Here is a 24,627-nt window from a genome sequence, read left to right as displayed (position 1 = left end):
TGGGCCTACCCCGCACCTTGCCCGAATGCAATCACGCCGACAAATTAAACTGCGAATGAAGGTCGCCGCTGGAAAGCCGGCCGCACCTCTTGCGCGTTGCACGCTTACGATCGGCCATCGTGTTCCAGATCACCCATCGCACACTTCAGGTTTCCGGATAGCGACCGGATTGTGAGCAAAATAGGGCTTGCGGCGCATTAAACGCATCCCATCCCCTTGAAAACGATATCGCTGTTACCCCGGCGACACAAATTACAACAAACGTTATTGCCGGTCAAAGCTACGGAATTACGACGGGCAACACCCACAAAAGCCGTTTCAACCGCCGTTTGCCACTGCCCCGCTGCGATAGCTGCGCACGGCAACAGCCAGAAGACCCGCGACCTTCCGGCGCCAGGCCGGATCGACAAGCAGTTTCTCGTCCTGCTTGTTGGACAAAAAGCCAAGCTCGAGCAGAATCGACGGGACGTCAGGCGCCTGCAAGACCCTGAAGCCGGCATAACGGTGCGGATTGTTGATCAGGTTGATCTGCCCCTCGAACGAGGAGACGACGGAGCGTGCCAGATTGACCGAGAACGCCTGTGTCTCGCGTCGCGTCAGATCGATGAGAATGTCGGCGACCTCTGCCGGTTCGGTCTTGAAGGAGACGCCGGCAATCTCGTCGGACAGGTTTTCACGCTCGGCAAGATTGGCGGCCAGATGGTCGGATGCCTTATCGGAAATGGTGTAGACGGTTGCGCCGCGAATATCGTGCTGCCTGAGCGTATCGGCATGAATTGAGATGAACAGGTTGGCACCGTGCTGCCGGGCGATCTGCACCCGCTCCGGCAGGGACAGGAATTCGTCCTTGTCCCGCGTCAGGAAAGCCTTGATACCGCTCTCCTTGTTGAGGGTCTCGACCAGTTCGCCTGCGAAAGCGAGCGTAACGCTCTTTTCTTCCATCTTGGTATCGCTGCCGATCGCGCCCGTATCGATACCGCCATGCCCGGCATCGACGGCGACGACGAACGAGCCTGCGGTCGGAGGCTCAACCAGCCGCCCGGTCTTCGTGGACGCAACGGTACCGGTCCATTTCTGCTCTTCGAGAAGGCCGGAAAAACGCTCCTCGGTCACTCGCTCCGCGTCGAGCACGAGGCGGAATCCCTTCCCGCCCTCGTCCGCCTTCACGTCGGCGACGGTGATCGCCACCGGTTTTTTCGCCGTCAGGACGACACGAGAACTACCGGCACCCATGGCGCCATAGCGAATTTCCGTAAACAGGCCCCTCGCCTTCAGGTCTTCCGGCTTCAATCCGAACGATGTCTCGGGCAGATCGACGATGACGCGCGTGGGATTGGCGACATAGTGGACGAAGAAAACCGGCTTGCGATCGAAATCGATCACCACCCTGGTGCGGGCGTCGTCGCCGGCGATCCGCGCGCCATAGGCAAGCAACGGCGCATCCGCGGCATGGGTAACCAGACCCGAACCCAGCAAGAAAAGGCCAACAAGGCACCGTCGCATCATCGCAGATAGGATCAAATCCGCTATCCCTTGTCGCCAATATCTCATCGAACACCCGATGAACGCATCATTGATAACCCGAATGCGACGTTCCATCTCAAGGCATAGCCGGTGCACATGGCGAGCCGCCGCTCCGACTATCCATGACGCCATATGGTTAACCGAACCTTGCCTGCCGCGCACAAGGCACGCCCGCTGTCGTCATCCAACTCCAGAAACAGACATTGAGGCAGCCAAAAACCCGCACTCCGGCAGTACACACACCGACAAGCGAATCAATCAATATTATGGCCGTTCCGGCTTTTCCCTTGCCATTGTGACATAGAAAACATAAAAGCTTCACAGGGAGAAAGTGTTGACGGGATAGAATCGACGACCGGCAGCCAAAGGGTTTTTTAAGCCCTGGCGCCAGAGCGTGATCGGGACGGGTAAAACCGTTTCTATACAGATCACGTCTCGGACAAGCAGTCGCGCTTCATCCGCCGTCGCTCCACTTTTTCCTCGCATGCTGAATCGTGAAATTCCGGCGGTGGCCGGAGCGTTTATGGTGACGATCACCGAAGGCCCGTGACCGGGCACATTCATCGGGCCTTCAGGGCCTAATATATTGGCATTCTTGTTTGGTCATTGACGTTGTCCCAGCAGTATCGGTCAGAAGTAAACAGGCCACGGAACGAAACCGTTCCGGCTGCCGTCTGGCTGTTGGACCACCTCCTCGCCCCTACAGGAACATCTACATCCGGCGAAAAACCTGAGCTGTCTGGAAAGTCTCCTTCGGGACGCTATTTTCCTGCGGTTTCCAGGGTGCGCCGAGGAGCACCACCTACATGGCAGAGAAAATGCTTATCGACGCGTCTCACGCTGAAGAGACGCGCGTCGTTGTCGTACGCGGAAACCGCATAGAAGAATTCGACTTCGAATCCGAACACAAGAAACAGATACGCGGCAATATCTATCTCGCAAAAGTCACGCGCGTAGAGCCGTCGCTGCAGGCGGCCTTCGTTGACTATGGCGGAAATCGCCACGGCTTCCTGGCCTTCGCCGAAATCCATCCCGACTATTACCAGATCCCGCTGGCCGATCGGCAGGCCCTGCTCCGGCAGGAAGCCGAGGAAGCGCGCCGCGACGACGACATCGAGCATGTCGAGACGGGCACCGACCTTGGCCCGGATTCCGAAGAGGAACTGGCGGAAACGGCTGCGGACAACAACGTGGTCGAAATCGTCGAGACCGCGGACGAGCCTGTTGCCGTCGCTGCGGAAGAAGAAAAGCCGAAGACCAAGGCAAAGCGCCCGCGCCGGACCAAGAAGGCCGCTGCCGAAGTTGCCGAGACGACCCCGGACGCTGACGGCGAAGAGGGTTCGGGCGGCGAAATGGCTGCCATGGTCGATACCGACAGCATATCCGAAGAGACCCGCGGCGGTCGCCGCAACAGCGATGACGACGATGATGACGATGGTCATCACGAGGAAAAGGAAATCATCGAATCCGTCGGCGCCGAAGACGCCATGGAAGAAGTGCCGGACCGGCAGGTCAACCGCCGTCCGCGCAAGCAGTACCGCATCCAGGAAGTCATCAAGCGCCGGCAGATCCTGCTGGTGCAGGTGGCCAAGGAAGAGCGCGGCAACAAGGGCGCGGCGCTGACCACGTACCTGTCGCTCGCAGGCCGCTATTCGGTTCTGATGCCAAACACTGCGCGCGGTGGCGGCATTTCCCGTAAGATCACCAACCTGCCGGATCGCAAGCGCCTGAAGGAAATTGCCCGCGCGCTCGACGTGCCGCAGGGCATGGGCGTCATCCTGCGCACCGCCGGTGCCAACCGCACCAAGGTCGAGGTCAAGCGCGACTTCGAATATCTGATGCGCCTGTGGGAAAACGTCCGCACGCTGACGCTGTCCTCGACCGCACCCTGCCTCGTCTATGAGGAAGGCAGCCTGATCAAGCGCTCGATCCGCGACCTCTACAACAAGGATATCAACGAGATCATCGTTGCCGGCGAGGAAGGCTACAAGGAAGCCAAGGCTTTCATGAAGATGCTGATGCCGAGCCACGCCAAGGTGGTTCAGCCCTATCGCGACGTGCATCCGATCTTCTCGCGCTCGGGCATCGAAGCCCAGCTCGACCGCATGCTGGTACCGCAGGTTACGCTGAAGTCCGGCGGCTACATCATCATCAACCAGACCGAAGCGCTGGTGGCCATCGACGTCAACTCGGGCCGCTCGACCCGCGAACACTCGATCGAGGATACAGCACTCCAGACGAACCTGGAAGCTGCAGAAGAAGTCGCCCGTCAGCTGCGCCTGCGCGACCTTGCCGGTCTCGTCGTCGTCGACTTCATCGACATGGAAGAAAAGCGCAACAACCGCTCTGTTGAAAAGCGCCTGAAGGATCATCTCAAGAACGATCGCGCCCGCATCCAGGTCGGCCGCATCTCGCATTTCGGCCTGCTCGAAATGTCGCGCCAGCGTATCCGCGCATCGGTGCTTGAAAGCACGATGCAGGTCTGCTCGCATTGCAACGGCACCGGTCACGTTCGCTCGCAGTCCTCCGTTGCCCTGCATGTCCTGCGCGGCGTCGAGGAATACCTGCTGAAGAACACGACGCACGACATCACCGTGCGCACGACGCCGGATATCGCGCTCTACCTTCTCAACCACAAGCGCGGCACGATCGTCGATTACGAAGAACGTTTTGGCGTTCAGATCATCATCGAGGCGGACGCCCATGTCGGCGCCCAGCATTTCGCCATCGATCGCGGCGAAGCCGTCGAAAACCCGGTCAAGATCGATCAGATCATCCAGTTCGAGCCTGAAATCGACGAGGATGATGATATCGTCATCGAAGAGGATATCGACGACGAGGAAGAAGTCGTGGTCGAGGCCAAGCCCGAGCGGGCGGAGCGGGCCGAACGCGAACCGGCTGCTCAGAGCGACGACCAGGGCAACCGCAAGCGCAAGCGTCGCCGGCGGCGGCGTGGCGGCCGCCCGGGTGGCGACCAGGCTACCGAGGCCGGCGTCCGCGCCGACGATGCGTCGGATGGGGACCACGACGAGGACGAAGGCGACGAGGTTGTCGCACAGGCCGGTGCCGAAGATGCACAGGAAGCAGGCCTGAGCGAAGAAGAACGCCAGAAGCGCAAGCGCCGTCGCCGTGGCAAGCGTGGTGGTCGCCGCAACCGTCCGGACGAGGCTGAAGGTGAAAACCTTGCAGCCGACGGGGAAACGAACGGCGAAGACGGTTCTCCGAGCGAGTTGGAAGCTCCGGCTGCCATCGAAACGGAAGTTGTTGTTGTCGCCGCTGAAGACGTTGCTGAAGCGCCGGTGGTTGAGGAAGACGCCAAACCCGCCAAGCCCAAGCGCAGCCGCAAGAAGGCCGTCGCTGCCGTGGAAGAAACAGCTGTCGAGGATGCTGCGATTGTGAGCGCTGACGCAGATGCCCAGGCCGCAGTGGAAGCAAAGCCGGAAGAGGTTACGGTCGCCGAAGAGCCCGCGATCGAGAAGGCTGCCGCTTCGCTGGACGAAACGAAGCCGGTGCGCGCCAACCGCGATATCGACACGATCGCCAGCGAACCCGTGGTCAAGTCGTCCACCGTCAAGAAGGACGATGGCGACGGCGAGCCGGCAAAGCCCAAGAAGGGCGGCTGGTGGCAGAAGCGCGGCTTCTTCTGAGCCGCATCTGACAATCACACATGAAAAACCGGCCAAGCGATTGGCCGGTTTTTTCGTTTCAGCGCCTGTTCCATAAGGAACAGTGAAAATACCGCGACTGTGAGAGAGTGCGCCACACTGGGCGAGATGGGTTCGCCCGGCGTCAACCAGAGGAGACAATCATGCGACGTTTCATTGTCGCCGCAGCCCTTGCCGCCATTCCGGCGGTTTCCCTTGCAGCAACGCCTCATGCCGGCGTTAGCAGTCGCCAGCGTTACAACGACTACTACTACAGGAGCTACGACACAGCCTTCCAGCCGGTCTGCGTGACCAGAAAAGTCCGCACAACGGATGAGTGGGGCAATCCTGCCGTCAAGACCGTCCGCATTTGCCGCTAAGACAAGCGGTTCAAGCTGATCTCAGATCGATGGGCGTTCGCCGGGCGGGCATAGCGGCGCCTGAAAGGCGCGCGCGGCAAAGACAAGTCCGCTTCACAGCCTGATTCAACATCGTCACAGACCGATTCCGAAAAACCGTGCAATCGCCTGACATCATTCGGCAATCATGCCAGCCAGCGGGCGATGCGATCCATCGCCTCAGCCATGTCCACTGGCGCGCCCGCGTAGGAAAACCGCATCGCGCGGTGTCCTTCCAACGGGTCGAAATCCAGCCCCGGCGTTGCTGCGACATTGATCTCGGCCAGCATCTTGCGGGCGAACTCCATGCTGTCATTGGTGAACCGGCTGACATCGGCATAGGCGTAGAATGCCCCGTCCATCGGCGATGCGATGGTAAAGCCGATCTCGGGCAGGCGTTTCAAAAGCAGGTCGCGGTTGGCGGCATAGGATGCCTTGTAGACGTCCAACTCCGCCTCGCAGCCGAGGGCAGCTTCCGCCGCGATCTGCGACAGTTCCGGCGGCGAGATGTAGAGGCTCTGGGCAATGCGCTCGAAGGCGCGCACTTGGCTTTCCGGCAGCACCATCCAGCCGATCCGCCAGCCGGTCATGCAGTAATATTTCGAGAAGGAATTGACGATCACCGCCTCGTCGGTCACGGCAAGCGCCGTCGTCTCCTCGCCCGCGAAGGTCAGGCCGTGATAGATCTCGTCGGAGATGAAGGCGACGCCGCGCTCATGGCAATAATCGGCCAAGGCCTTCAGCCCCGCCCTGCCCGTCACGGTTCCCGTCGGATTGGCCGGGCTTGCGAGCAAAACGCCGTTCAGCGGTTTGCCGGCTTTTACCGCCGCGGCCTCCAAGCTTTCCGGCGTGAGAGTGAACCCGCGTTCGGCACCCGCCTCGACCTCGACGACGGTCAGGCCGAGCGCTGCCAGGATATTGCGGTAGGCCGGATAACCTGGCCGGGCGATGGCAACGCAATCGCCGGGATCAAACAGCGCCAGAAAGGCCAGATTGAAGCCTGCCGATGATCCCGTCGTCACGGCAATCCGCTGCGGATCGATATCGACGCCATACCGCGTGCGATAGTGCCGGGCGATCGCCATCCTCAGCGACGAAGTCCCCAGCGCGTCGGTATAACCCAGCCGGCCGTGATCGAGCGCCGTTCGCGCCGCCTCGAGCGCCGCCTTGGGGGCCGGATGGCTCGGCTGGCCCACCGCCATGGAAATGACGGGATAACCGGCTTCGCGGCGCTTGGTGGCCTCGGCCAGAACATCCATGGCGTGGAAGGGTTCGACGGAACTGCGGGCGGAAAGCGGCTTCAACGGCACATCCTCGGTGTTTTCGACATGTCAGCGCATGTGCCTGATCGCAAAGGCCTTCACAAGTGCGCGAGCGCCGCATTTCCGCCGATTTTGCGGTTTCGTTTGGCGCCGCGCCATCCTATGCTGGCGCGGAAATCATGTTGTCTTTCAAACAAGCCTGTTGACCCGGCCCTAACACTTGAACGACAGACTGCAGCAAAGAAAGACAACGAGGACTATATGGCATTCAACGCTCGCAAGATCATCGCCGCTTCGCTCATCCTGCTTTCGGCGACCGCAGCCCTGCCACAGGGTGCCAATGCGCTGGACGCCAAGCAGAAGCAGGAGATCGGCGATTTCATCAAGGAATACCTTGTCGCCAATCCGGAAATCCTGCTGGAAGCGCAACAGGCCCTGAAGAAAAAGCAGGCCGACGAGCAGCTGCAGCAGGCGCAAGCTGCCATTACCGACAATGAAAAAGAGATTTTCCAATCGCCCTATGACGTCACGCTCGGCAATCCGAACGGCGACGTCACCATCGTGGAATTCTACGACTACAATTGCGGCTACTGCAAACGCGCCCTGTCCGACATGGAAACCATCCTCGAAAAGGACAAGAATGTCCGCTTCGTGCTGAAGGAACTGCCGATCCTCGGCCCGGATTCGATGGCGGCCCACAAGGTGAGCACCGCCTTCCGGGCGATCGCACCGGAGAAGTACGGCGACTTCCATCGCGCGCTGCTCGGCGGCGAGGATCGCGCCAACGAGGAGACGGCGATGGCCGTTGCCACGGGTCTTGGCGTGTCCGAGGCTGACCTGCGCAAGAAGATGGGCGAGAACACCCAGGACGACGCCGTCAAGGAAGTCTACACGCTTGCCAACAGTCTCGGCATTACCGGCACGCCGTCTTACGTCGTCGGCAAGGAAGCCGTTTACGGCGCGGTGGGTGCTGAAGAGATCGAAACCAAGGTCACCAATGTCCGTACCTGCGGCAAGACCGTCTGCTGATCGGTCCTTTGCGCAGGATGAAATGTGATCGCTTGTGGACAAATTCCGCCGGAGACCAAAGGGCTTTTCCTCGGCAGGCCATGCGTCTATAGGTAACGCTCGATTATCGGACCCGATCCCTTATGCCATCGACTATTTTCGTGCTGAACGGCCCCAACCTCAACGCGCTCGGCAAACGCGAGCCCGGCATCTATGGTGGGCAGACGCTGGCCGACATTGAAGCGATGTGCGTGGAGCATGGCAAGACGCTCGGTCTTGAGGTCGTCTGCCGCCAGAGCAACCATGAAGGCGATCTTGTCGACTGGTTCCACGAGGCCGGCAGCGTGGCCCAGGGTATCGCCATCAACGCCGGTGCCTATACTCATACGTCGATCGCGCTGCACGACGCGGCAAAGGCGATCGGCATTCCGGTGGTCGAAGTGCACCTTTCCAATGTTCATGCCCGCGAGGAATTCCGGCACAAATCGATGCTGGCTCCTGCCGCCAAAGGCGTGATCTGCGGTTTCGGTGCCGACAGTTACATTCTCGCGCTCAATGCGCTAAAGACACTCACGCAACACACGAAATAAAAAGAACACGAGGCTCATATCCATGGCTGACAAGAAACCCGCGATCGACCAGACGCTGATCCGCGATCTCGCCAACATCCTGAACGAAACCGATCTCACCGAAATCGAAGTGGAACAGGACGACCTGCGCATTCGTGTTTCGCGTGCCGGTACGCCGCAATACGTATCCGCTCCGGTTCCGGCCGCCGCACCGGTTCAGGTTGCGTCAACCGGCGTTGCCGCTGCTGCCGCCGCGGAAACCGCAAGAGCCTCCAAGAACGCAGTTACCGCGCCGATGGTCGGTACGGTCTACCTGTCCCCGGCTCCCGGTTCGCGCGCCTTCGTCGAAGTCGGCGCCACCGTCAAGGAAGGCCAGACCATCCTGATCATCGAGGCCATGAAGACGATGAACCAGATCCCGGCGCCCCGCTCCGGCAAGGTTACCGAAATCCTCGTTGAAGACGGCGCGCCAGTTGAGTATGGCGAAGCGCTTGTTGTCATCGAATAGGCCGCACAGATGATTTCCAAGATTCTCATCGCCAATCGCGGCGAAATCGCCCTTCGGGTCCTGCGCGCCTGCAAGGAACTCGGCATCGCGACCGTCGCGGTCCACTCAACCGCCGACGCCAATGCCATGCATGTGCGTCTTGCCGACGAAAGTGTGTGTATCGGCCCACCGCCGTCGCGCGACAGCTATCTGAACATCCACCAGATCGTCGCGGCCTGCGAGATCACCGGCGCCGACGCCGTGCATCCGGGCTACGGCTTCCTGTCGGAAAATGCCAAGTTCGCCGATATCCTCGACGCCCACGGCATCACCTTCATCGGCCCGACCGCCGATCATATCCGCATCATGGGCGACAAGATCACGGCCAAGGAAACCGCCAAGTCGCTTGGCATTCCGGTCGTTCCCGGTTCCGCCGGCGAAGTGAAGCCCGAGAATGCCCTGGAAATCGCCCGGGAAATCGGTTTCCCGGTCCTCATCAAGGCGACGGCAGGCGGCGGCGGACGCGGCATGAAGGTGGCGAAGAACGAGGAGGAACTGTCCGAGGCGGTTTCGACCGCCCGTTCCGAGGCTCTGGCCGCATTCGGCAACGATGCCGTCTACATGGAAAAATACCTCGGCAAGCCGCGTCATATCGAGATCCAGGTCGTCGGCGACGGCGAAGGCAACGCCATTCACCTCGGCGAACGTGACTGCTCCTTGCAGCGCCGCCACCAGAAGGTCTGGGAAGAAGCCAATTCACCTGCACTGAACGTCGAGCAGCGGATGAAGATCGGCGAAATCTGCGCCGATGCCATGCGCAAGCTGAAATATCGCGGCGCCGGCACGATCGAATTTCTGTATGAGAACGGCGAGTTCTTCTTCATCGAGATGAACACCCGCCTGCAGGTCGAGCATCCGATCACCGAAGCGATCACCGGCATCGACCTCGTTCACGAGCAGATCCGCGTCGCTTCCGGCGGCGGCCTGTCGGTGACGCAGGACGAAATCGTCTTTTCCGGCCATGCCATCGAATGCCGCATCAATGCCGAGGATCCGCGCACCTTCGTGCCCTCACCCGGCACGATCACGCATTTCCATGCGCCCGGCGGTCTCGGCGTGCGTGTCGATAGCGGCGCCTATCAAGGCTACAAGATCCCGCCCTATTACGATAGCCTGATCGGCAAGCTGATCGTGCACGGACGCACCCGCGTCGAATGCATGATGCGCCTGCGCCGCGTGCTCGACGAATTCGTCATCGACGGCATCAAGACGACCTTGCCCTTGTTCCAGGACCTGATCAACAATCAGGACATTGCCAACGGCGACTACGATATCCATTGGCTGGAAAACTATCTGGCCCAGCCGGTCGAATGAGGTTTTGAATGAAAGGGACCCGCAGCAGGCAACCGGACATTACACCGGATTTGCTGTTGCGGGCCTATTCCATCGGGCTTTTCCCGATGGCCGATTCAGCTGACGACCCCGAACTCTTCTGGGTCGAGCCGGAACTGCGCGGCATCATCCCGCTCGACGATTTCCACGTTTCCAAGAGCCTTGCGAAAACCATTCGCCGCGCGCCCTTCGACATCCGCTTCGACACGGCCTTCGAAGAGGTGATGAAGGGCTGTGCCGCCCCTGCCCCGGATCGCCCGACCACCTGGATCAACGCCAAGATCCGTTCGCTCTACGCCACGCTGCATGACATGGGACACGCTCACTCGGTCGAAGCCTGGGACGGGGACGAGCTCGTCGGCGGGCTGTACGGGGTATCCCTCGGCTCGGCCTTCTTCGGCGAAAGCATGTTCTCGCGCCGGACGGATGCCTCGAAAATCTGCCTCGTGCATCTGGTCGAGCGCCTGCGCACACGCGGTTTCAAACTGCTCGATACCCAGTTCACCACCGAACACCTGAAAAGCTTCGGCGCCGTCGATGTGCCGAAGGCGCGCTATGAAAAGATGCTGGCGCGGGCGATTGCGTCGCCGCATCTCCAGTTTTAACCAATGATGTTGATTGAGACATCCTCCAGTTGAATTTCTCCGTTTCGTTGAGCTATTGATAGTTTGGAGATCGGGGACCAATCGAATGTCAAAAAAGCTTATTGTTTCAGCCGCCTTGCTGCTGTGGTCGTGCACTTTTGCCGAAGCAAAGACCTACCGGGAAATTTTTGGACGCGAAGCGGAGCTTCCGGCCGAGTTGAAAACACTGGTTGAATCTCTTGACTACAAGCAAGGCATCGTCGACCTGCCGCTTGCTCACGCCAAGCTGAACATCCCGGCGGAATTCTACTTCCTCAATCAGGCCGACACAGCGCGCGTCCTGACCCAGCTTTGGGGCAACCCGCCCGCTGCTGCCGAGGGCAGCCTGGGGATGATTTTCCCGGTCAAGTATGCACCGGAATCATCGGACTCCTGGGGGTCCGTCATCGACTACGTGGATGATGGCTATGTCTCGGACATCGACGCGCAGGCAACTGATTTCGACGCACTTCTCACCGAACTGAAACAAGCCGCGATCGAAGGAAATCTCCAGCGTGAGAAGGATGGCTACGACCCGATCACCTTGGTCGGCTGGGCGTCCCCGCCATTCTACGAGAAATCCGCCCACACCTTGCACTGGGCACGCGATCTGCTTTTCGGCAAGGATGCGAACTCACCTCATACCTTGAACTACTCGCTCCGCATCCTGGGACGCGAAGGGATTCTGGAGTTGAATTTCGTCGCTGGCCTCGAACAGCTGCCCGAGATCAAGGCCAGCATTCCGAGTATGACAAAGATCGCGACCTTCGATTCCGGAAAAGCCTATACAGATTTCCGCGATGGCGACAAACTGGCCGCCTACGGCATGGCGGGCCTTATCGCCGCCGGCGCCGGCGCCAAGATCGCGGCGAAGGTAGGCTTCCTGGCAATTGCATTGGCGTTCCTGAAAAAGGGAGGCGTGATCTTGCTAATCGCCGGCGGCGCCATCGTCCGTTTTGCCAAAGGCCTGTTCGGACAAAAAACGCCCCCGTCCGCCTGATCATATCGCCCGGTGTAAGCCGGGCGACCACCATTCTGCGGGCTACTGCTTGGCAGCGGAATCCGGCGGCGGCAGGTCGGACTTTGCCTTGCAGCTGTTCAGCCAGACGTCATAGACCGGGTGCTCGACGGCGTTAAGGCCCGGGCTGTCGGCAAACATCCAGCCGGTAAAGATGCGGCGGATCTTGCGGTCGAGGGTGATTTCGTCGACCTCGACGAAGGTATCGGTCTTCGGCGCCTCGGTATCGTCGCGACTGTAGCAGACGCGCGGCGTCACCTGCAGCGCACCGAACTGGACGGTCTCGCCGATATAGACGTCGAAGGTTGTGATACGGCCGGTGATCTTGTCGATACCGGAAAAGACCGCGACCGGATTGGTGATCCGCGCAGCCTCGACGGAAGCTGTCATCGACAGAAGCGAGGCACCGGCAATCGCGAACAGGGAAGCGGCCGCAATAATCCGGCGCATCTGAATTCGCTGACTTGAAACTACCATGAATGCCCGTCTCCCGCGCGATTCCCGATCAAATTGCCGGGCATCAGGCGCTAAACATCAAATGTGGCCGAGGCATGATGCCTGCGGTGCAATCAACAATCCCGGAAAAGATCCTGCCGTTAAATTCGGCTCAGGAGCGCGGCGTCCAGGCATCGTAGTCGCCGGTGACTCGCGGACGCTCGCCGGCGGCGCTGATCGAGCCCGGCGGCCGGTAGGCCTGCGCGGAGCCGGTGCCGTTGGGCTGGTGCGGCTTCTGCCATTCGCGCGGCTTGTAGCTTTCGTCGGCCGGCGACACATCGGTGCGGTGATGCATCCAGCCATGCCAGCCCGGCGGAATGGCGGAGGCGTCGGCATAGCCGTTGTAGATCACCCAGCGGCGCGTGCGGCCTTCGGAATCCTTGCCGCCCTGATAGTAGACGTTGCCGGCATCATCCGAACCGACGCGATTGCCGAAGCGCCACGTGTGGAAGCGGGTGCCGATCGTCTGTCCATTCCACCAGGTAAAAATCTGCAGCAGAGACTTCATGATGTCCGTCCTTGACCGCGCCAAACAACCGCGCGGGATATCCTAGAGTGCTGTTCCGCTTATGCCGCGCAGCCTGGCGCTTGTCCAGTGATTCCGTTGCTGGAGCGTCATTTCAACCGCATCTTGAAGCCGAGATGGGAGGGCTCAAAACCCACACGTTCATAGAAACGATGGGCGTCCTTGCGGTCCTTGTTCGATGTCAGCTGCACCTTGGAAAAACCTTGAGCACGGGCTGCATCGACAGCAAACCGCATCATCGCCTCGCCGATCCCCCTGCCGCGCACGTCGTGGCGCGTCTGGACAGCCTCGATCATCAAATTAGAGCTGCCACGGCCGACAAGCGTCGTCAGGATCGTGGCCTGGAAAGTGCCTACCACCTCTCCGTCCAGCACAGCCACATACAGCGCCTCGTTGGGTGTTGCCGTGATGCGCTCAAATGCCGCGAGATAATCAGCGAAAGCGTCCGGATCGTTCGTGTCGCCATGGCCGCCGACGGTGTCCGATGCGAACAATGCGATGATGTCCGGCAGATCGCCCCGATAAGCCTTCCTGATCGACAATCTCAGTTCTGGTCCGCGCATTTCATCAGATTCCCGTTTTCGTCCCGAGGCTTGCCAGTGGATGAAGAAGGAAATGTGACAACGGCGCGGAACGCAGTTTGCAAACTGCTCAACCGAGCGGCTTTTCCATGATGATCGCCGGGATACCCGACTGGCCGTCGCCACAGTTCGTGGTCTCGCCGATTTTCACAAAGCCGTGCGCTTCGTAGAAGGAGATGGCCGGATGGTTCTGCGGCTCGACCTCAAGCTGCATGAATTCGGCATCGGGAAAGCAGGTTTCGAGTTCGGCGAACATGTCGCGGCCGATACCCTGGCGCTGGAACCTGGGATGCACGTAGAGCTGATGCAGGACCGCGCCCTTCTTCAGCGTTTCGGACATGGCGGCATAGCCCATACCGCCGATGTCCTTGCCGTTGTCCGCCACCACGAATTCGGCATTCTTGCGGGCCAGCCGTATCTTCAGCGCCGGCACCGAATGCCATTTCGCCGTCAGCTCCGCCACTTTGTCGGCGCCATAGAGCGAGTCATAGGTCGCGTGCCAGGTTTCGCCGAGAAGCGCGCTCACCTTTACGAGATCACGCTCTGACGCTGTGCGGACGAAGAACATGTTTTGGGCCTTTCAATCGCAATTCCGGACGGAAACCCGCTTCACACTTTTCCTGGAATTGCTCATTCCTCGATGCCGAGCTTGGCCTTGACCAGAGCCTGTACGGCCTGCGGGTTGGCCTTGCCTCCGGTCGATTTCATCACCTGGCCGACGAACCAGCCGGCAAGCGAGGGCTTGGCCTGAACCTTGGCGACCTGATCCGGGTTGGCGGCGATGATTTCATCCACAGCCTTCTCGATGGCGCCGGTGTCGGTCACCTGCTTCATGCCGCGAGACTCGACCAGTTCGGCCGGGTCGCCGCCCTCGGTCCAGATGATTTCGAACAGGTCCTTGGCGATCTTGCCGGAGATGACTTCGGACTTGATAAGGTCGAGGATGGCTCCGAGCTGGGCGGGCGAAACCGGAGTCTCTTCAATGCCTTTGCCGGCTTTGTTCAAGGCACCGAGCAAATCGTTGATCACCCAGTTGGCGGCGATCTTGCCGTCGCGGCCGGCAGCGACAGCCTCGAAATAATCGGCGATCGCCTTTTCGGAAACCAGGACGGAGGCGTCATAGATCGACAGGCCGAGGTCGCGCACGAAGCGCTCCTTCTTGTCGTCGGGCAGTTCCGGCAGATCGGCCTTCAGCGCCGCGACGAAAGCATCGTCGAATTCCAGCGGCAAAAGGTCCGGATCGGGGAAATAGCGGTAGTCATGCGCATCTTCCTTGGAGCGCATCGAGCGGGTCTCACCCTTGTTCGGGTCGAACAGGCGGGTTTCCTGGTCGATCGAGCCGCCATCCTCCAGAATGCCGATCTGGCGGCGGGCTTCGTATTCGATCGCCTGACCGATGAAGCGGATGGAGTTGACGTTCTTGATTTCGCAGCGCGTGCCGAAATCCTCGCCGGGGCGGCGCACGGAGACGTTGACGTCGGCGCGCATCGAGCCCTCGTCCATGTTGCCGTCGCAGGTGCCGAGATAACGCACGATAGACCGCAGCTTGGTGACATAGGCCTTGGCTTCATCCGACGAGCGCATGTCCGGCTTGGAGACGATTTCCATCAACGCCACGCCTGAACGGTTGAGGTCGACATAGGACATGGTCGGGCTCTGGTCGTGCATCGACTTGCCGGCATCCTGTTCCAGATGCAGCCGTTCGATGCCGATTTCGATATCCTCGAACTGGCCCTGACGATCGGGCCCGACCGAGATGATGATCTTGCCTTCGCCGACGATCGGATCCTTGAACTGGGAGATCTGGTAGCCCTGCGGCAGATCGGGATAAAAGTAGTTCTTGCGGTCGAAGATCGAGCGCTTGTTGATCTGGGCCTTCAGGCCAAGACCGGTGCGCACGGCCTGCTTGACGCATTCCTCGTTGATGACGGGCAGCATGCCGGGCATCGCCGCGTCGACCAGCGAAACGTTGGAGTTCGGCGCGTTGCCGAACGTCGTCGACGCACCCGAAAACAGCTTCGAATTGCTGGTCACCTGGGCATGGACTTCAAGGCCGATGATGACTTCCCAGTCGCCTGTGGCGCCGGGAATATAGCGTTTCGGTTCGGAGATGCGGACGTCGACGAGGGTCATGGAATGCTCTTCTGTAAGCTTAAATTCGTGTTTCTCTGGGTAGAACAATTGGCTATGGCGTGCAAGGCTTGTCGCGCGTGAAGGTCATGCAAACCCGCCGGAGACGGCGCGTTTGCAGTCCGTTCAGACCTGCCTGCCAAGATGAAACCATGACAACGAGCCAGACCATCGTCCTGATCATTCTGCTGATCAACATCATCACCTTCTGCGTCTTCTGGTGGGACAAGGACGCGGCCCGCGAAGGGCATTGGCGCGTGCCGGAAAGCAGACTACTCGGCCTCGCGCTGATCGGCGGCAGCCTCGGCGCTGTCGCGGGACAAGAGCTGCTTCGACACAAGACGCGGAAAGAGCCGTTTCGCACCGAGCTCATGCTGATCGTCACCCTTCATATCGCCGCGCTTGCGGCATGGCTTTCAGCCCCTATCTGGTTTCCATACGCTCTCGCTTTCATCAGATAATTGCTGCCCCACCGTCTCTCGAATTTTCGATCCGGCTTGACACGCGATCCTATTCGTAACTATTATTATTACATGAAAAGAAACAGCCGCCTTTCCGCAGTGCTGCACGCGCTGCTGCACATGGCAGAGCGCGATCGTCCGATGACGTCGGAAGAGCTCGCGACCTGCCTCCACACCAATCCCGTCGTCGTCCGCCGCACCATGGCCGGGCTGCGCGAGACCGGGCTCGTTACCTCCGTCCGCGGCCATGGCGGCGGCTGGACGCTCGCCCGGGCACTCGAAGACGTCAGCATGCGCGATATCTATGCCGCCCTTGGCGAGCCCATGCTGTTCCAGATGGGCAATGTCAGCGAAAGCCCCGGCTGCCTTGTCGAACAGGCGGTCAATCATGCCCTGGACGATGCATTCCGCGATGCCGAGGCGATGCTGATCGCGCGGCTGGGCGAAGTCACGCTTGCCACGCTCGCCGACGACTTCAAGCGGCGCTTTGCCGAACACAGAGCCACGCTGAAACAGCTCGGCTGACATTGACCATCTCCAGTCGTTCGCCATCCGGTTTCCCTCTCGGGCGTCCGGCCGGCGGAGCCATGAAAGGAAAGACCATGCAACAGGACGCAATCATCATCGGCGGCGGTTTTGCCGGATTGTCCGCAGCCTACATTCTCGCCCGTGCACGACGGCGTGTCACAATCATCGACAGTGGAACACCGCGCAACCGTTTTGCCGCGCATTCACACGGCGTTCTGGCGCTCGACGGCAAATCGGGTCTTGAGATTCTGGCCGATGCGCGGGCGCAGCTCGCCGCCTATCCGACCGTGACCTTCATCGAAGGCGAGGCTCTCTCTGCGGAAGGCATGATCGACGATTTCCGCGTTCACGTTGCGGGACACGACAGCATCGCCACGCGTCGTTTGCTTCTCGCCAGCGGCATGGAAGACCGCCTGCCCGAGATTCCCGGCCTGAAAGAACGCTGGGGCAAGACCGTGCTGCATTGCCCCTATTGCCACGGCTATGAAATCGGCGGCGGGCCGCTCGGCGTTCTGGCAACGCATCCGATGTCGGCGCATCAGGCGGCCGTGGTTGCCGACTGGGGCGATGTCACCCTGTTTACCAACGGCATGCCGGAGCCGGACGAGGGCGCCTTCGCTCTTCTCGAAAGACGCAAGGTCAGCCTGCAGGCAGGCCTTGTCAGCGCCATCGAGACGGGCACGGGCGAGATGTTGCGGGTATGTCTGGAGAACGGGCGGAGCGTCGAGGTCAAGGCGCTGTTCGTCGGGCCGGACCTACATATGCGCGGCACCATCGCCCAGACCTTCGGCTGCGCGCTGGAGGAAACCGCCGCCGGCAAGATCATCGCCACGGACGCCATGAAGGCGACCAGTGTCGCGGGGGTCTACGCCGCCGGCGACATTGCCCGCGCGTTCGGCAACATCACGCTCGTTTCCGCCGATGGCGTGATGGCGGGGCTTGGGCTTCATCAGTCGCTGATGTTCCCAGCGCATTCTTGACGACGCTCTCCTCTTTCGCTTAAAAAGCGGTCGTCCTTATGGAGTTTTGATGTTCTCCTTGTCTGAGATTGCCTGAGGGCCCTGCCCGCAAAACCTTTTGCGCGCACGGGCCGGAAAACGAAGCCCTGACGTTCGACCGAACGCCAGACCCGTTTTCATGCGTTCAACCGAACGCCTTTCGGATCTCACCATCAATGGACATTTCACGCGACGAACAGCGTATTCTTCACCTCATGGCCCAGGGCGGGCGCATCGAAATCATCCGCTTAAACGGTAAAACGATCGACCAGGCCCGATGCTTCACGCGCGACGGCTGGCTCTATCCCGATTTCGGGCTGGAGCTTTTCCGCAAGCTGAAGCGCAAGAAGGCAATCTCCTCCTCCGGCGGCAGACCCTACCGGATCACCCAACGCGGCCTCGTTCTTGTGCGGGCGCAGTTGAACAACCGCTGACGGAGATATCCCGGCGGGAGCGGATGAACGCTCTCGCCGGGACATCGATACATGATTCCGGGCATATGAGCGTTCTGCTCAAAACCACTGCTGCCCCAATTGGACAACAGGCTCTTCCAGAGTTTTGGTCATGCCGACCGTTTCGACGTCCCTGTCGAGTTTGGGCGCGTAGGCAGTTGAGAGCGAGCTGATCGAATATCCATGCTTGCGAAAGAACCCGATCGCCTGGGTGTTCTGCGCATGCGTCTTGATGACGGCAGCGCCAAAGCCCTCGGCAAGGATCCTGCTCTCCAGCTCCGCAAGCAGCGCAGAGCCGAGACCGCTGCGCTGGGCCGCGGGCTCTATCCAGAGATCGGAGATGTTGCCATCGCGATCTTCACGGGCCGCCCAGCCGACGACGGTACCGCCACTCTCGATGACACTGACCGAAAACCAACTCGATCTCAGGAAGGACAGAAACGACAGTTCCGCGACACGGCGCATGCCCTGCGCGTCGACAAGGCCGGACACGGCCCTCTCCCACGCCTGCAGACCTATGTCGACGAGCGCGGATACATCTTCCTGCCGGGCATGGCGGGTGACAATCATGAAGCACCTCTCTCATCCCATGAAACCATCCGAATCGATTCTTGGCGAGTCGCAGACACGTCCTGGTTTTATTCCAGAAGCCGCCGCGCGTACGCCATCACCGTTCTCGCAATCGACCAATCTGACGCCTCAGATTTTCTCGCAATTCGTTATCATTACGGCTTTCTCCATTTGGCTCATCCGAGAACTGAGTACTTTTGACCTACACGGCTCATCAATTCAGATGAAATTGCACCCAAATGAGAACCATTGCGCTGCTGGAAACCATCGCTGCTTTAGGCGATGATTCTCTCTTCGGCCTGCCTGCATAGCGCTAACTATCCCGCCCCCTGCCAGAGACACGATCATACCCCCGGAGGCTCGGGAAGTGTTTGGGATACCGGCAGCATTTACCAAGACGGAGAAGAAGATGGTGGTTTTAAGCGAAACGAAAAGCCTGTTCGCTCAACGGGCAGCGAGCACCAACCAGCGCCTTGCAGATCTTGCGACGATTGAGTGGCCATTCCTTATCGATCCAGACAATGTGATCGTTGGCACCAATCGCAACGACACGCTCAGCGCACAGGCAGGAGGCGACATTGTCTTCGGCCTTGGCGGCAATGACGAACTGAGGAGCACGTTCAACCGAACGACGCTCTTCGGCGGCAGCGGTAACGACACGCTGACGACCAAAATCGTCGTACCACTACAAGGCACTCAACCTGTTCATGGACGTGCAATCCAGAGCGGCGGCGCAGGCAACGATACTCTCAATGCTATTGTAAGCCTTCGGGGCGGAGACGCGACCATTCAGGATCACGATTTGACCGCGAAGCTCCTGCTCGACGGCGGCCAGGGCAACGATGTTATCACCGCAAAGGCCAATGTCGTGTTCGCCGTATTCGGCAATGTGACCGTAGCGACCCGCGTTCTCGGCGGGAGCGGCAACGACACGATCCATGTCGTTGCCGACACCCGTGGCGCACTTGACGGCAACATCGCGATGAATTCCGTCGCAGGCGGTTCGGGTGACGATCGCATCACCGCTCTGGCCAAGACAGAGTTCAACGGCTTCATCGCCAAGGCCATCAACACTCTCAGCGGCGGGAACGGTAACGATGTTCTCGATGCCTCAGCCATGGGGGTGTCCAATGCCACCGAACTGGTGTCGAACGCCCTTCACGGGGGTACGGGCAATGACGTGCTGCGAGCATACAATCTGACAGATTCAAACTCGCGGGCACCGGTGGGCATCAACGAACTCTGGGGTGATGGAGGCAATGACGTCCTGAAGGCGACGCATTCCACCGATGGCGAGAACGCCGCCACGGATGTCACCAACCGCCTGGATGGAGGCAAGGGAGATGACAGTCTCAGTGCAGCCTCCACCGCGCGTGGCGGATTTGTCAAGGCGCTAAACCAGCTGAAGGGCGGCGATGGAAAGGACGCTCTGACGGCGTGCCTCGATGCCGATGCTCACGGCGGGCCGAGCTTTCCACACCGTAGCTTGTACGACGTTTCGAATGTCCTGGACGGAGGTTCCGGCAACGATCATCTCAAGGCCCTTCTCTCAGTGAAGGCCGAAGCCGATGTGACAGATGGTTCTCAAGCGGAAAACCATCTGTTCGGCGGCTCCGGCAACGACACACTCTTGGCCACCGTCGCGCGCAACTCTGTCGGAGCGAGCTTTCTGGATGGCGGTTCGGGGAATGATCATCTCACCGTTTTCGGCGGCTCGCAGAATGTCCTCAAGGGTGGAGACGGAAACGACACGCTGACTGGCGGCATTGGCAACGACACCCTGCTCGGCGGAAGCGGTGCCGACCGGTTCGTCTTCGCCCCGCAAAATGGGCACGACATGGCCGACTTTCAAAAGGGCAAGGATATCATCGACCTAAAGGCCCTTGGGGCAATCGACATTCACAATTTTGCCGATCTGGACATCGATTCATCCGGGGGGAGCAGCATCATTCACTTCGATGTTGACAATGATCTCACCATCGCCGGCGTGAATGATCTGAGTGCGAGCGACTTCTGGTTTGCGTGACTGCATAATGTCCACCCGCAAGCGCAGGTTCATTCGCCGTGACGGATTGCTGCAAACGCAATGTCGCGCACCGTAGAAGTGACGAAGGGCCGTGTTGCAATCCAAACACGTCCCTTCGATGCGAACTCAAGCCTGTGAAGCGAATGTTATCCGCCAATCACCACCACTTTGAAGGCGAAAACTTGCCGGCGGCCTGCTCGATGACATGCGCCGTCCTGAACAGCGTTTCCTCCTCGAACGGCTTGCCGATCAGCTGCAGGCCGAGCGGCAGGCCCTTGTGGTCGAGGCCGGCGGGAACAGCGATGCCCGGCAGACCCGCCATGTTGACCGTCACGGTGAAAATGTCGTTGAGGTACATCTTGACCGGATCGGACGCGAGGTCCTCGTCGGCGATGCCGAAGGCGGAGGATGGGGTCGCAGGCGTCAGGATCGCGTCGACACCGGCATGGAAGGCCAGTTCGAAATCGCGCTTGATCAGGGTGCGGACCTTCTGGGCCTGCAGGTAATAGGCGTCGTAATAGCCGGCAGACAGCACATAGGTGCCGATCATGATACGGCGCTTGACCTCGGTGCCGAAGCCGGCCGCCCGGGTCTTCTCATACATGTCGGCAATGTCCTTGCCATCGACGCGCAGGCCATAGCGAACGCCGTCGTAGCGGGCAAGGTTGGATGAGGCTTCGGCGGGTGCGACGATATAATAGGCCGGCAGCGCATATTTGGTGTGCGGCAGGCTGATATCGACGATCTCGGCACCGGCGTCCCTGAGCCAGGCAATACCCTGCTGCCACAAGGTTTCGATCTCTTCCGGCATGCCGTCGACACGGTATTCCTTCGGAATGCCGATCTTCATGCCTTTCAGCGACTGGCCGAGCGACGCCTCATAGTCCGGCACCGGGAGATCGACGGAGGTCGTGTCCTTGGCATCGACGCTCGCCATGGACTTCAAAAGAATCGCCGCGTCGCGCACGTCGCGGGCGATCGGGCCGGCCTGGTCGAGCGACGAGGCGAAGGCGACGATGCCCCAGCGCGAGCAGCGGCCATAGGTCGGCTTGATGCCGACCGTGCCGGTAAACGCGGCCGGCTGGCGGATCGAGCCGCCGGTATCGGTTGCCGTGGCACCGGCGCAGAGAAACGCGGCAACGGCTGCGGCCGAACCGCCGGAGGAACCGCCGGGAACCAGATCGACGTTAGAGCCCTTGGCGCGCCAGGGGTTTTTCACCGGGCCGTAATAGGAACTCTCGTTCGACGAGCCCATGGCAAACTCGTCCATGTTGAGCTTGCCGAGCATGACGGCGCCATCGTTCCACAGGTTCTGGGTAACGGTGGATTCATACTTCGGCTTGAAGCCGTCGAGAATATGGCTGCAGGCCTGGGTGTGGATACCTTCGGTACCAAACAGATCCTTGATCCCGAGCGGAATGCCTTCAAGCGCACCGGCCTTGCCGGCAGCAATACGGGCGTCAGACGCTTTTGCCATGTCGCGTGCCTTGTCCGGCGTGGTGACGACATAGGCATTCAGCGCGCCATTGGCCGCATCGATCGCGCCGATATAGGCCTCCGTCAGTTCGACGGCGGAAATTTCCTTGGCGGCGAGTTTGGTGCGCGCTTCGGCGATGGTCAGGCGGGTCAGGTCGGTCATGGCAGGCTTTCAACAATCGGGTGCGTTCGGGCGGCGGCAGTGAAGGCTTATTCGACAACCTTCGGGACAAGGAAGAAATTCCGGTCCTCGTTCGGCGCATTGGCGACGATATCGTCGGCCTTGTTGCCGTCGGTGACGACGTCCGCCCGCTTCTTCATCGCCATCGGTGTCACCGAGGTCATCGGCTCGACGCCATCGACATTGACCTCGGACAACTGCTCGACGAAGCCGAGGATGCCGTTCAGTTCGCCGGTCATGCGCTGTGCGTCTTCTTCGGTGACGGCAATGCGGGCAAGGCGCGCGACGCGCTTCACGGTGGCGAGGTCTACGGACATGGGTGTCTCCGGTCTTCAAGGAACTTTCCCCCGCTATAATGGCCGGATTGCTGCCACGCAACGGGGGAATGCATCCTGGGCCGTTTAGACGGTGACAATACCGCCGACAGCAGGTGTCTCGACCTTCGTCGATGCGCCGTCCATGCCGGCGACAAAGGTCTCCGGCGTCTGGTCGATGATGCCGAAGGAGCCGTAATGGCAAGGCAGAACGCTGCCGAACTTGAAGAAGCGCCGGCAGGCAAGCGCCGCCACGGCACCGCCCATGGTGAACCGGTCACCGATCGGCACGAGGCCGATTTCCGGCTGGTGCAGCTCCTGGATCAGCGCCATGTCGGAGAAAATGTCGGTATCGCCCATGTGATAAAGCGTCGGCTCGTCCTCGAAATGCAGGACCAGGCCGTTGGCGCTGCCGAGCGAATGCGACACGCCGTCTTCCGTCAACTGGGCCGAGGAATGCAGGGCGTTGACGAAGGTGGTGGAAAAGCCGCCGAGATGGATGGTGCCGCCGGTATTGCCCATCTCGATCGCCTTGACGCCCTTCGATCCGAGCCACGCCGCCAGATCGGCGTTGGCGACGACGGTGGCACCGGTTTCCTTCGCCAGCGCAATCGTATCGCCGACATGGTCGCCGTGGCCGTGGGTGAGCAGGATATGGGTAAGACCGGCCGCGGCATCCTTGCGGGACGATTCGTCGAAGGACGGATTGCCGGTGAAGAACGGATCGATCAGGATTTTCGCCTTGGCGGTCTCGAGATGAAAAGCGGAATGTCCGAGCCATTTGATCTTCATGAAAATACTCCTTGATTGAGCGGCGGGGATGATTTGCCGGCGGGATGCGGATATGGATCACCCGACTAATCCTTAAAGACAGAATCGGCAAATCACATGACTGTTCTCACCGTCGAAGATCTCGCATCCACCCTTGCTCCCAGCCAGGCGATCTGCGGGCTTGATCTCGGCACCAAGACGATCGGCATTTCCGTGTCCGATCTCGGGCGACGGTTCGCAACACCGCGCGAGGTGATCAGGCGGGTGAAATTCGGCATCGATGCGCAAGCGCTGGTCGCCATGGCCGCTAAAGAAAAGATCGCCGCCTTCATCATCGGCCTGCCGATCAACATGGACGGTTCGGAGGGGCCGCGCGCCCAGGCGACGCGCGCCTTCGTGCGCAACATGGAGCAAAAGACGGACCTGCCGTTCGTCTATTGGGACGAGCGGCTGTCGACGGTGGCGGCGGAACGCGTGCTGATCGAGATGGACGTATCGCGCAAGAAGCGGGCCGACCGGATCGATTCGGCGGCCGCCTCCTTCATTCTTCAGGGCGCGCTGGACAGGTTGGCATCCTTGGCAAAGGGTCCAGCCTTCGATTCAGAAGGCTGAGCTGCCGGAAAGCGCCCGTTGTACCAGGCGCGGATTTCACGGCGCTTGCGATAGGCGATGATCGCAAAGACGACCAGACTATCGAAGGCGATGGCGCGGGCGACCAGCGGCGGAATGGTTTCAGGCGGCAGGCCGAGCACATTGCCATAAACGGCGAAGACTAGATCGTGCGCCTGGCGCGTCAGCATGAAGATGCCGAAGCTCATGTCGTAGTAGGAAAGGCCGTACCAGCCGGTGAGAATTATGATGGGGCACGCCCAGAGGATCAGGAACCACTTCATGCCGGCCTCCCCTGCATGACCGCGCCGCCCTTGAACCGGGCCGATGCCCAATCCAGCGCAAGCAGGCCCACAAGGATAAGGGCCGGGACAGCCAGATCGAGCGCGAGGCTCGCAAAAAACATCATCATGATGATCGTCAAGCCAGTTCTCACCGAACGTGCTCCATTCCGGAAATCGTTAATTTCTCTTCACGCCCTACTCTTGTCCGTTAACCCTGACGGCGCAACGTAAACCATTTGTTAAGGTTAATTTCCGCGTGGTCCGGTTGCCGGCCTGTGGACAAGGGGCTATCGGTGAAAC

General features: G+C 60.3%; 27 protein-coding genes. 14 read left to right on the top strand and 13 right to left on the bottom strand.

All coding sequences use genetic code 11. The features are described 5' to 3' along the window. Positions 1-318 precede the first annotated feature (318 nt). On the bottom strand, positions 319-1,503 hold the full coding sequence (locus J2Z75_RS22115; protein ID WP_407692804.1) for an N-acetylmuramoyl-L-alanine amidase: 1,185 nt from the start codon (positions 1,501-1,503) through the stop codon (positions 319-321). A gap of 827 nt (positions 1,504-2,330) precedes the next feature. On the opposite strand from J2Z75_RS22115, the gene J2Z75_RS22110 reads away from it, so the two are divergent. After that, complete coding sequence (locus J2Z75_RS22110) at positions 2,331-5,171, top strand: Rne/Rng family ribonuclease (protein ID WP_209854933.1); 2,841 nt, start codon at positions 2,331-2,333, stop codon at positions 5,169-5,171. 161 nt (positions 5,172-5,332) lie between these two features. Next, the gene (locus J2Z75_RS22105) at positions 5,333-5,548 is read left to right on the top strand and encodes a hypothetical protein (protein WP_209854932.1); all 216 of its coding nucleotides are present in this window, start codon (positions 5,333-5,335) and stop codon (positions 5,546-5,548) included. Positions 5,549-5,712: 164 nt separating this feature from the next. On the opposite strand, the gene J2Z75_RS22100 is transcribed toward J2Z75_RS22105, so the two are convergent. After that, positions 5,713-6,825, bottom strand: coding sequence for a pyridoxal phosphate-dependent aminotransferase (locus J2Z75_RS22100; protein ID WP_407692803.1), 1,113 nt, complete (start codon positions 6,823-6,825; stop codon positions 5,713-5,715). Positions 6,826-7,089: 264 nt separating this feature from the next. Between J2Z75_RS22100 and J2Z75_RS22095 the strand changes: the two genes are divergently transcribed. The 6 genes from J2Z75_RS22095 (at position 7,090) to J2Z75_RS22070 (ending at position 11,907) form a co-directional block, all read left to right on the top strand. Beyond that, positions 7,090-7,857, top strand: a complete 768-nt coding sequence (locus J2Z75_RS22095; protein WP_209854930.1) for a DsbA family protein — start codon at positions 7,090-7,092, stop codon at positions 7,855-7,857. 122 nt (positions 7,858-7,979) lie between these two features. Then, complete coding sequence (gene aroQ / locus J2Z75_RS22090) at positions 7,980-8,426, top strand: type II 3-dehydroquinate dehydratase (protein ID WP_209854929.1); 447 nt, start codon at positions 7,980-7,982, stop codon at positions 8,424-8,426. 22 nt (positions 8,427-8,448) lie between these two features. Next, positions 8,449-8,913: an acetyl-CoA carboxylase biotin carboxyl carrier protein gene (gene accB / locus J2Z75_RS22085; protein WP_209854928.1), complete on the top strand. Its 465-nt coding sequence runs from the start codon at positions 8,449-8,451 to the stop codon at positions 8,911-8,913. A gap of 9 nt (positions 8,914-8,922) precedes the next feature. Then, positions 8,923-10,266 (top strand): acetyl-CoA carboxylase biotin carboxylase subunit, encoded by a 1,344-nt coding sequence (gene accC / locus J2Z75_RS22080; protein ID WP_209854927.1) that lies wholly within the window; start codon positions 8,923-8,925, stop codon positions 10,264-10,266. A gap of 8 nt (positions 10,267-10,274) precedes the next feature. Then, positions 10,275-10,889, top strand: a complete 615-nt coding sequence (gene aat / locus J2Z75_RS22075; protein ID WP_209854926.1) for a leucyl/phenylalanyl-tRNA--protein transferase — start codon at positions 10,275-10,277, stop codon at positions 10,887-10,889. An 85-nt stretch (positions 10,890-10,974) separates the two neighbouring features. Next, positions 10,975-11,907, top strand: a complete 933-nt coding sequence (locus J2Z75_RS22070) for a DUF2167 domain-containing protein (protein ID WP_209854925.1) — start codon at positions 10,975-10,977, stop codon at positions 11,905-11,907. A 42-nt stretch (positions 11,908-11,949) separates the two neighbouring features. Here the strand turns inward: J2Z75_RS22070 and J2Z75_RS22065 are convergent, their stop codons facing one another. From J2Z75_RS22065 to gatB, 5 genes are all read right to left on the bottom strand, one after another. Next, positions 11,950-12,315: a DUF2155 domain-containing protein gene (locus tag J2Z75_RS22065; RefSeq protein ID WP_234937506.1), complete on the bottom strand. Its 366-nt coding sequence runs from the start codon at positions 12,313-12,315 to the stop codon at positions 11,950-11,952. 217 nt (positions 12,316-12,532) lie between these two features. Next, on the bottom strand, positions 12,533-12,928 hold the full coding sequence (locus tag J2Z75_RS22060) for an NADH:ubiquinone oxidoreductase subunit NDUFA12 (RefSeq protein ID WP_209854923.1): 396 nt from the start codon (positions 12,926-12,928) through the stop codon (positions 12,533-12,535). Between the two features lie 107 nt (positions 12,929-13,035). After that, entirely contained in the window at positions 13,036-13,509 is a 474-nt protein-coding gene (locus tag J2Z75_RS22055; protein WP_209854922.1) for a GNAT family N-acetyltransferase, read from the bottom strand. A gap of 88 nt (positions 13,510-13,597) precedes the next feature. Continuing rightward, a complete protein-coding gene (locus tag J2Z75_RS22050) occupies positions 13,598-14,095 on the bottom strand; it encodes a GNAT family N-acetyltransferase (RefSeq protein WP_209854921.1) in 498 nt (165 codons plus the stop codon). A gap of 62 nt (positions 14,096-14,157) precedes the next feature. Continuing rightward, the gene (gene gatB / locus J2Z75_RS22045; RefSeq protein WP_209854920.1) at positions 14,158-15,660 is read right to left on the bottom strand and encodes an Asp-tRNA(Asn)/Glu-tRNA(Gln) amidotransferase subunit GatB; all 1,503 of its coding nucleotides are present in this window, start codon (positions 15,658-15,660) and stop codon (positions 14,158-14,160) included. Between the two features lie 149 nt (positions 15,661-15,809). Between gatB and J2Z75_RS22040 the strand changes: the two genes are divergently transcribed. The 4 genes from J2Z75_RS22040 to J2Z75_RS22025 all read left to right on the top strand — a co-directional run bounded on the left by J2Z75_RS22040 (position 15,810) and on the right by J2Z75_RS22025 (position 18,078). Beyond that, positions 15,810-16,118, top strand: coding sequence for a DUF1294 domain-containing protein (locus J2Z75_RS22040; RefSeq protein ID WP_209854919.1), 309 nt, complete (start codon positions 15,810-15,812; stop codon positions 16,116-16,118). A gap of 72 nt (positions 16,119-16,190) precedes the next feature. Beyond that, on the top strand, positions 16,191-16,643 hold the full coding sequence (locus J2Z75_RS22035; protein ID WP_209854918.1) for an Rrf2 family transcriptional regulator: 453 nt from the start codon (positions 16,191-16,193) through the stop codon (positions 16,641-16,643). Between the two features lie 77 nt (positions 16,644-16,720). Continuing rightward, positions 16,721-17,626, top strand: coding sequence for an NAD(P)/FAD-dependent oxidoreductase (locus J2Z75_RS22030; RefSeq protein WP_209854917.1), 906 nt, complete (start codon positions 16,721-16,723; stop codon positions 17,624-17,626). Positions 17,627-17,820: 194 nt separating this feature from the next. Beyond that, positions 17,821-18,078, top strand: coding sequence for a YjhX family toxin (locus J2Z75_RS22025; RefSeq protein WP_209854916.1), 258 nt, complete (start codon positions 17,821-17,823; stop codon positions 18,076-18,078). Between the two features lie 78 nt (positions 18,079-18,156). Here the strand turns inward: J2Z75_RS22025 and J2Z75_RS22020 are convergent, their stop codons facing one another. After that, positions 18,157-18,666, bottom strand: coding sequence for a GNAT family N-acetyltransferase (locus J2Z75_RS22020; protein ID WP_209854915.1), 510 nt, complete (start codon positions 18,664-18,666; stop codon positions 18,157-18,159). 409 nt (positions 18,667-19,075) lie between these two features. Here J2Z75_RS22020 and J2Z75_RS22015 point away from each other — a divergent pair, with 409 nt between their 5' ends. Next, complete coding sequence (locus tag J2Z75_RS22015; protein ID WP_209854914.1) at positions 19,076-20,692, top strand: calcium-binding protein; 1,617 nt, start codon at positions 19,076-19,078, stop codon at positions 20,690-20,692. A 157-nt stretch (positions 20,693-20,849) separates the two neighbouring features. On the opposite strand, the gene gatA is transcribed toward J2Z75_RS22015, so the two are convergent. The 3 genes from gatA to J2Z75_RS22000 all read right to left on the bottom strand — a co-directional run bounded on the left by gatA (position 20,850) and on the right by J2Z75_RS22000 (position 23,455). After that, a complete protein-coding gene (gene gatA, locus J2Z75_RS22010; RefSeq protein WP_209854913.1) occupies positions 20,850-22,331 on the bottom strand; it encodes an Asp-tRNA(Asn)/Glu-tRNA(Gln) amidotransferase subunit GatA in 1,482 nt (493 codons plus the stop codon). Between the two features lie 47 nt (positions 22,332-22,378). Next, positions 22,379-22,666, bottom strand: coding sequence for an Asp-tRNA(Asn)/Glu-tRNA(Gln) amidotransferase subunit GatC (gatC, locus tag J2Z75_RS22005; RefSeq protein ID WP_209854912.1), 288 nt, complete (start codon positions 22,664-22,666; stop codon positions 22,379-22,381). An 84-nt stretch (positions 22,667-22,750) separates the two neighbouring features. Beyond that, positions 22,751-23,455, bottom strand: coding sequence for a metal-dependent hydrolase (locus tag J2Z75_RS22000; RefSeq protein ID WP_209854911.1), 705 nt, complete (start codon positions 23,453-23,455; stop codon positions 22,751-22,753). Positions 23,456-23,551: 96 nt separating this feature from the next. Here J2Z75_RS22000 and ruvX point away from each other — a divergent pair, with 96 nt between their 5' ends. Next, positions 23,552-24,046: a Holliday junction resolvase RuvX gene (gene ruvX / locus J2Z75_RS21995; RefSeq protein WP_209854910.1), complete on the top strand. Its 495-nt coding sequence runs from the start codon at positions 23,552-23,554 to the stop codon at positions 24,044-24,046. Here the strand turns inward: ruvX and J2Z75_RS21990 are convergent. Beyond that, a complete protein-coding gene (locus J2Z75_RS21990) occupies positions 23,983-24,327 on the bottom strand; it encodes a DUF6105 family protein (protein WP_209854909.1) in 345 nt (114 codons plus the stop codon). The genes ruvX and J2Z75_RS21990 overlap by 64 nt on opposite strands. After that, positions 24,324-24,479 (bottom strand): hypothetical protein, encoded by a 156-nt coding sequence (locus J2Z75_RS21985; RefSeq protein WP_209854961.1) that lies wholly within the window; start codon positions 24,477-24,479, stop codon positions 24,324-24,326. Before J2Z75_RS21985 ends, J2Z75_RS21990 begins: the two co-directional genes overlap by 4 nt. Positions 24,480-24,627: the final 148 nt, after the last annotated feature.

The organism is Rhizobium herbae, assembly GCF_017873135.1.
GTDB lineage: Bacteria > Pseudomonadota > Alphaproteobacteria > Rhizobiales > Rhizobiaceae > Pararhizobium > Pararhizobium herbae.
This window is presented reverse-complemented; position numbering and strand designations above follow the sequence as displayed.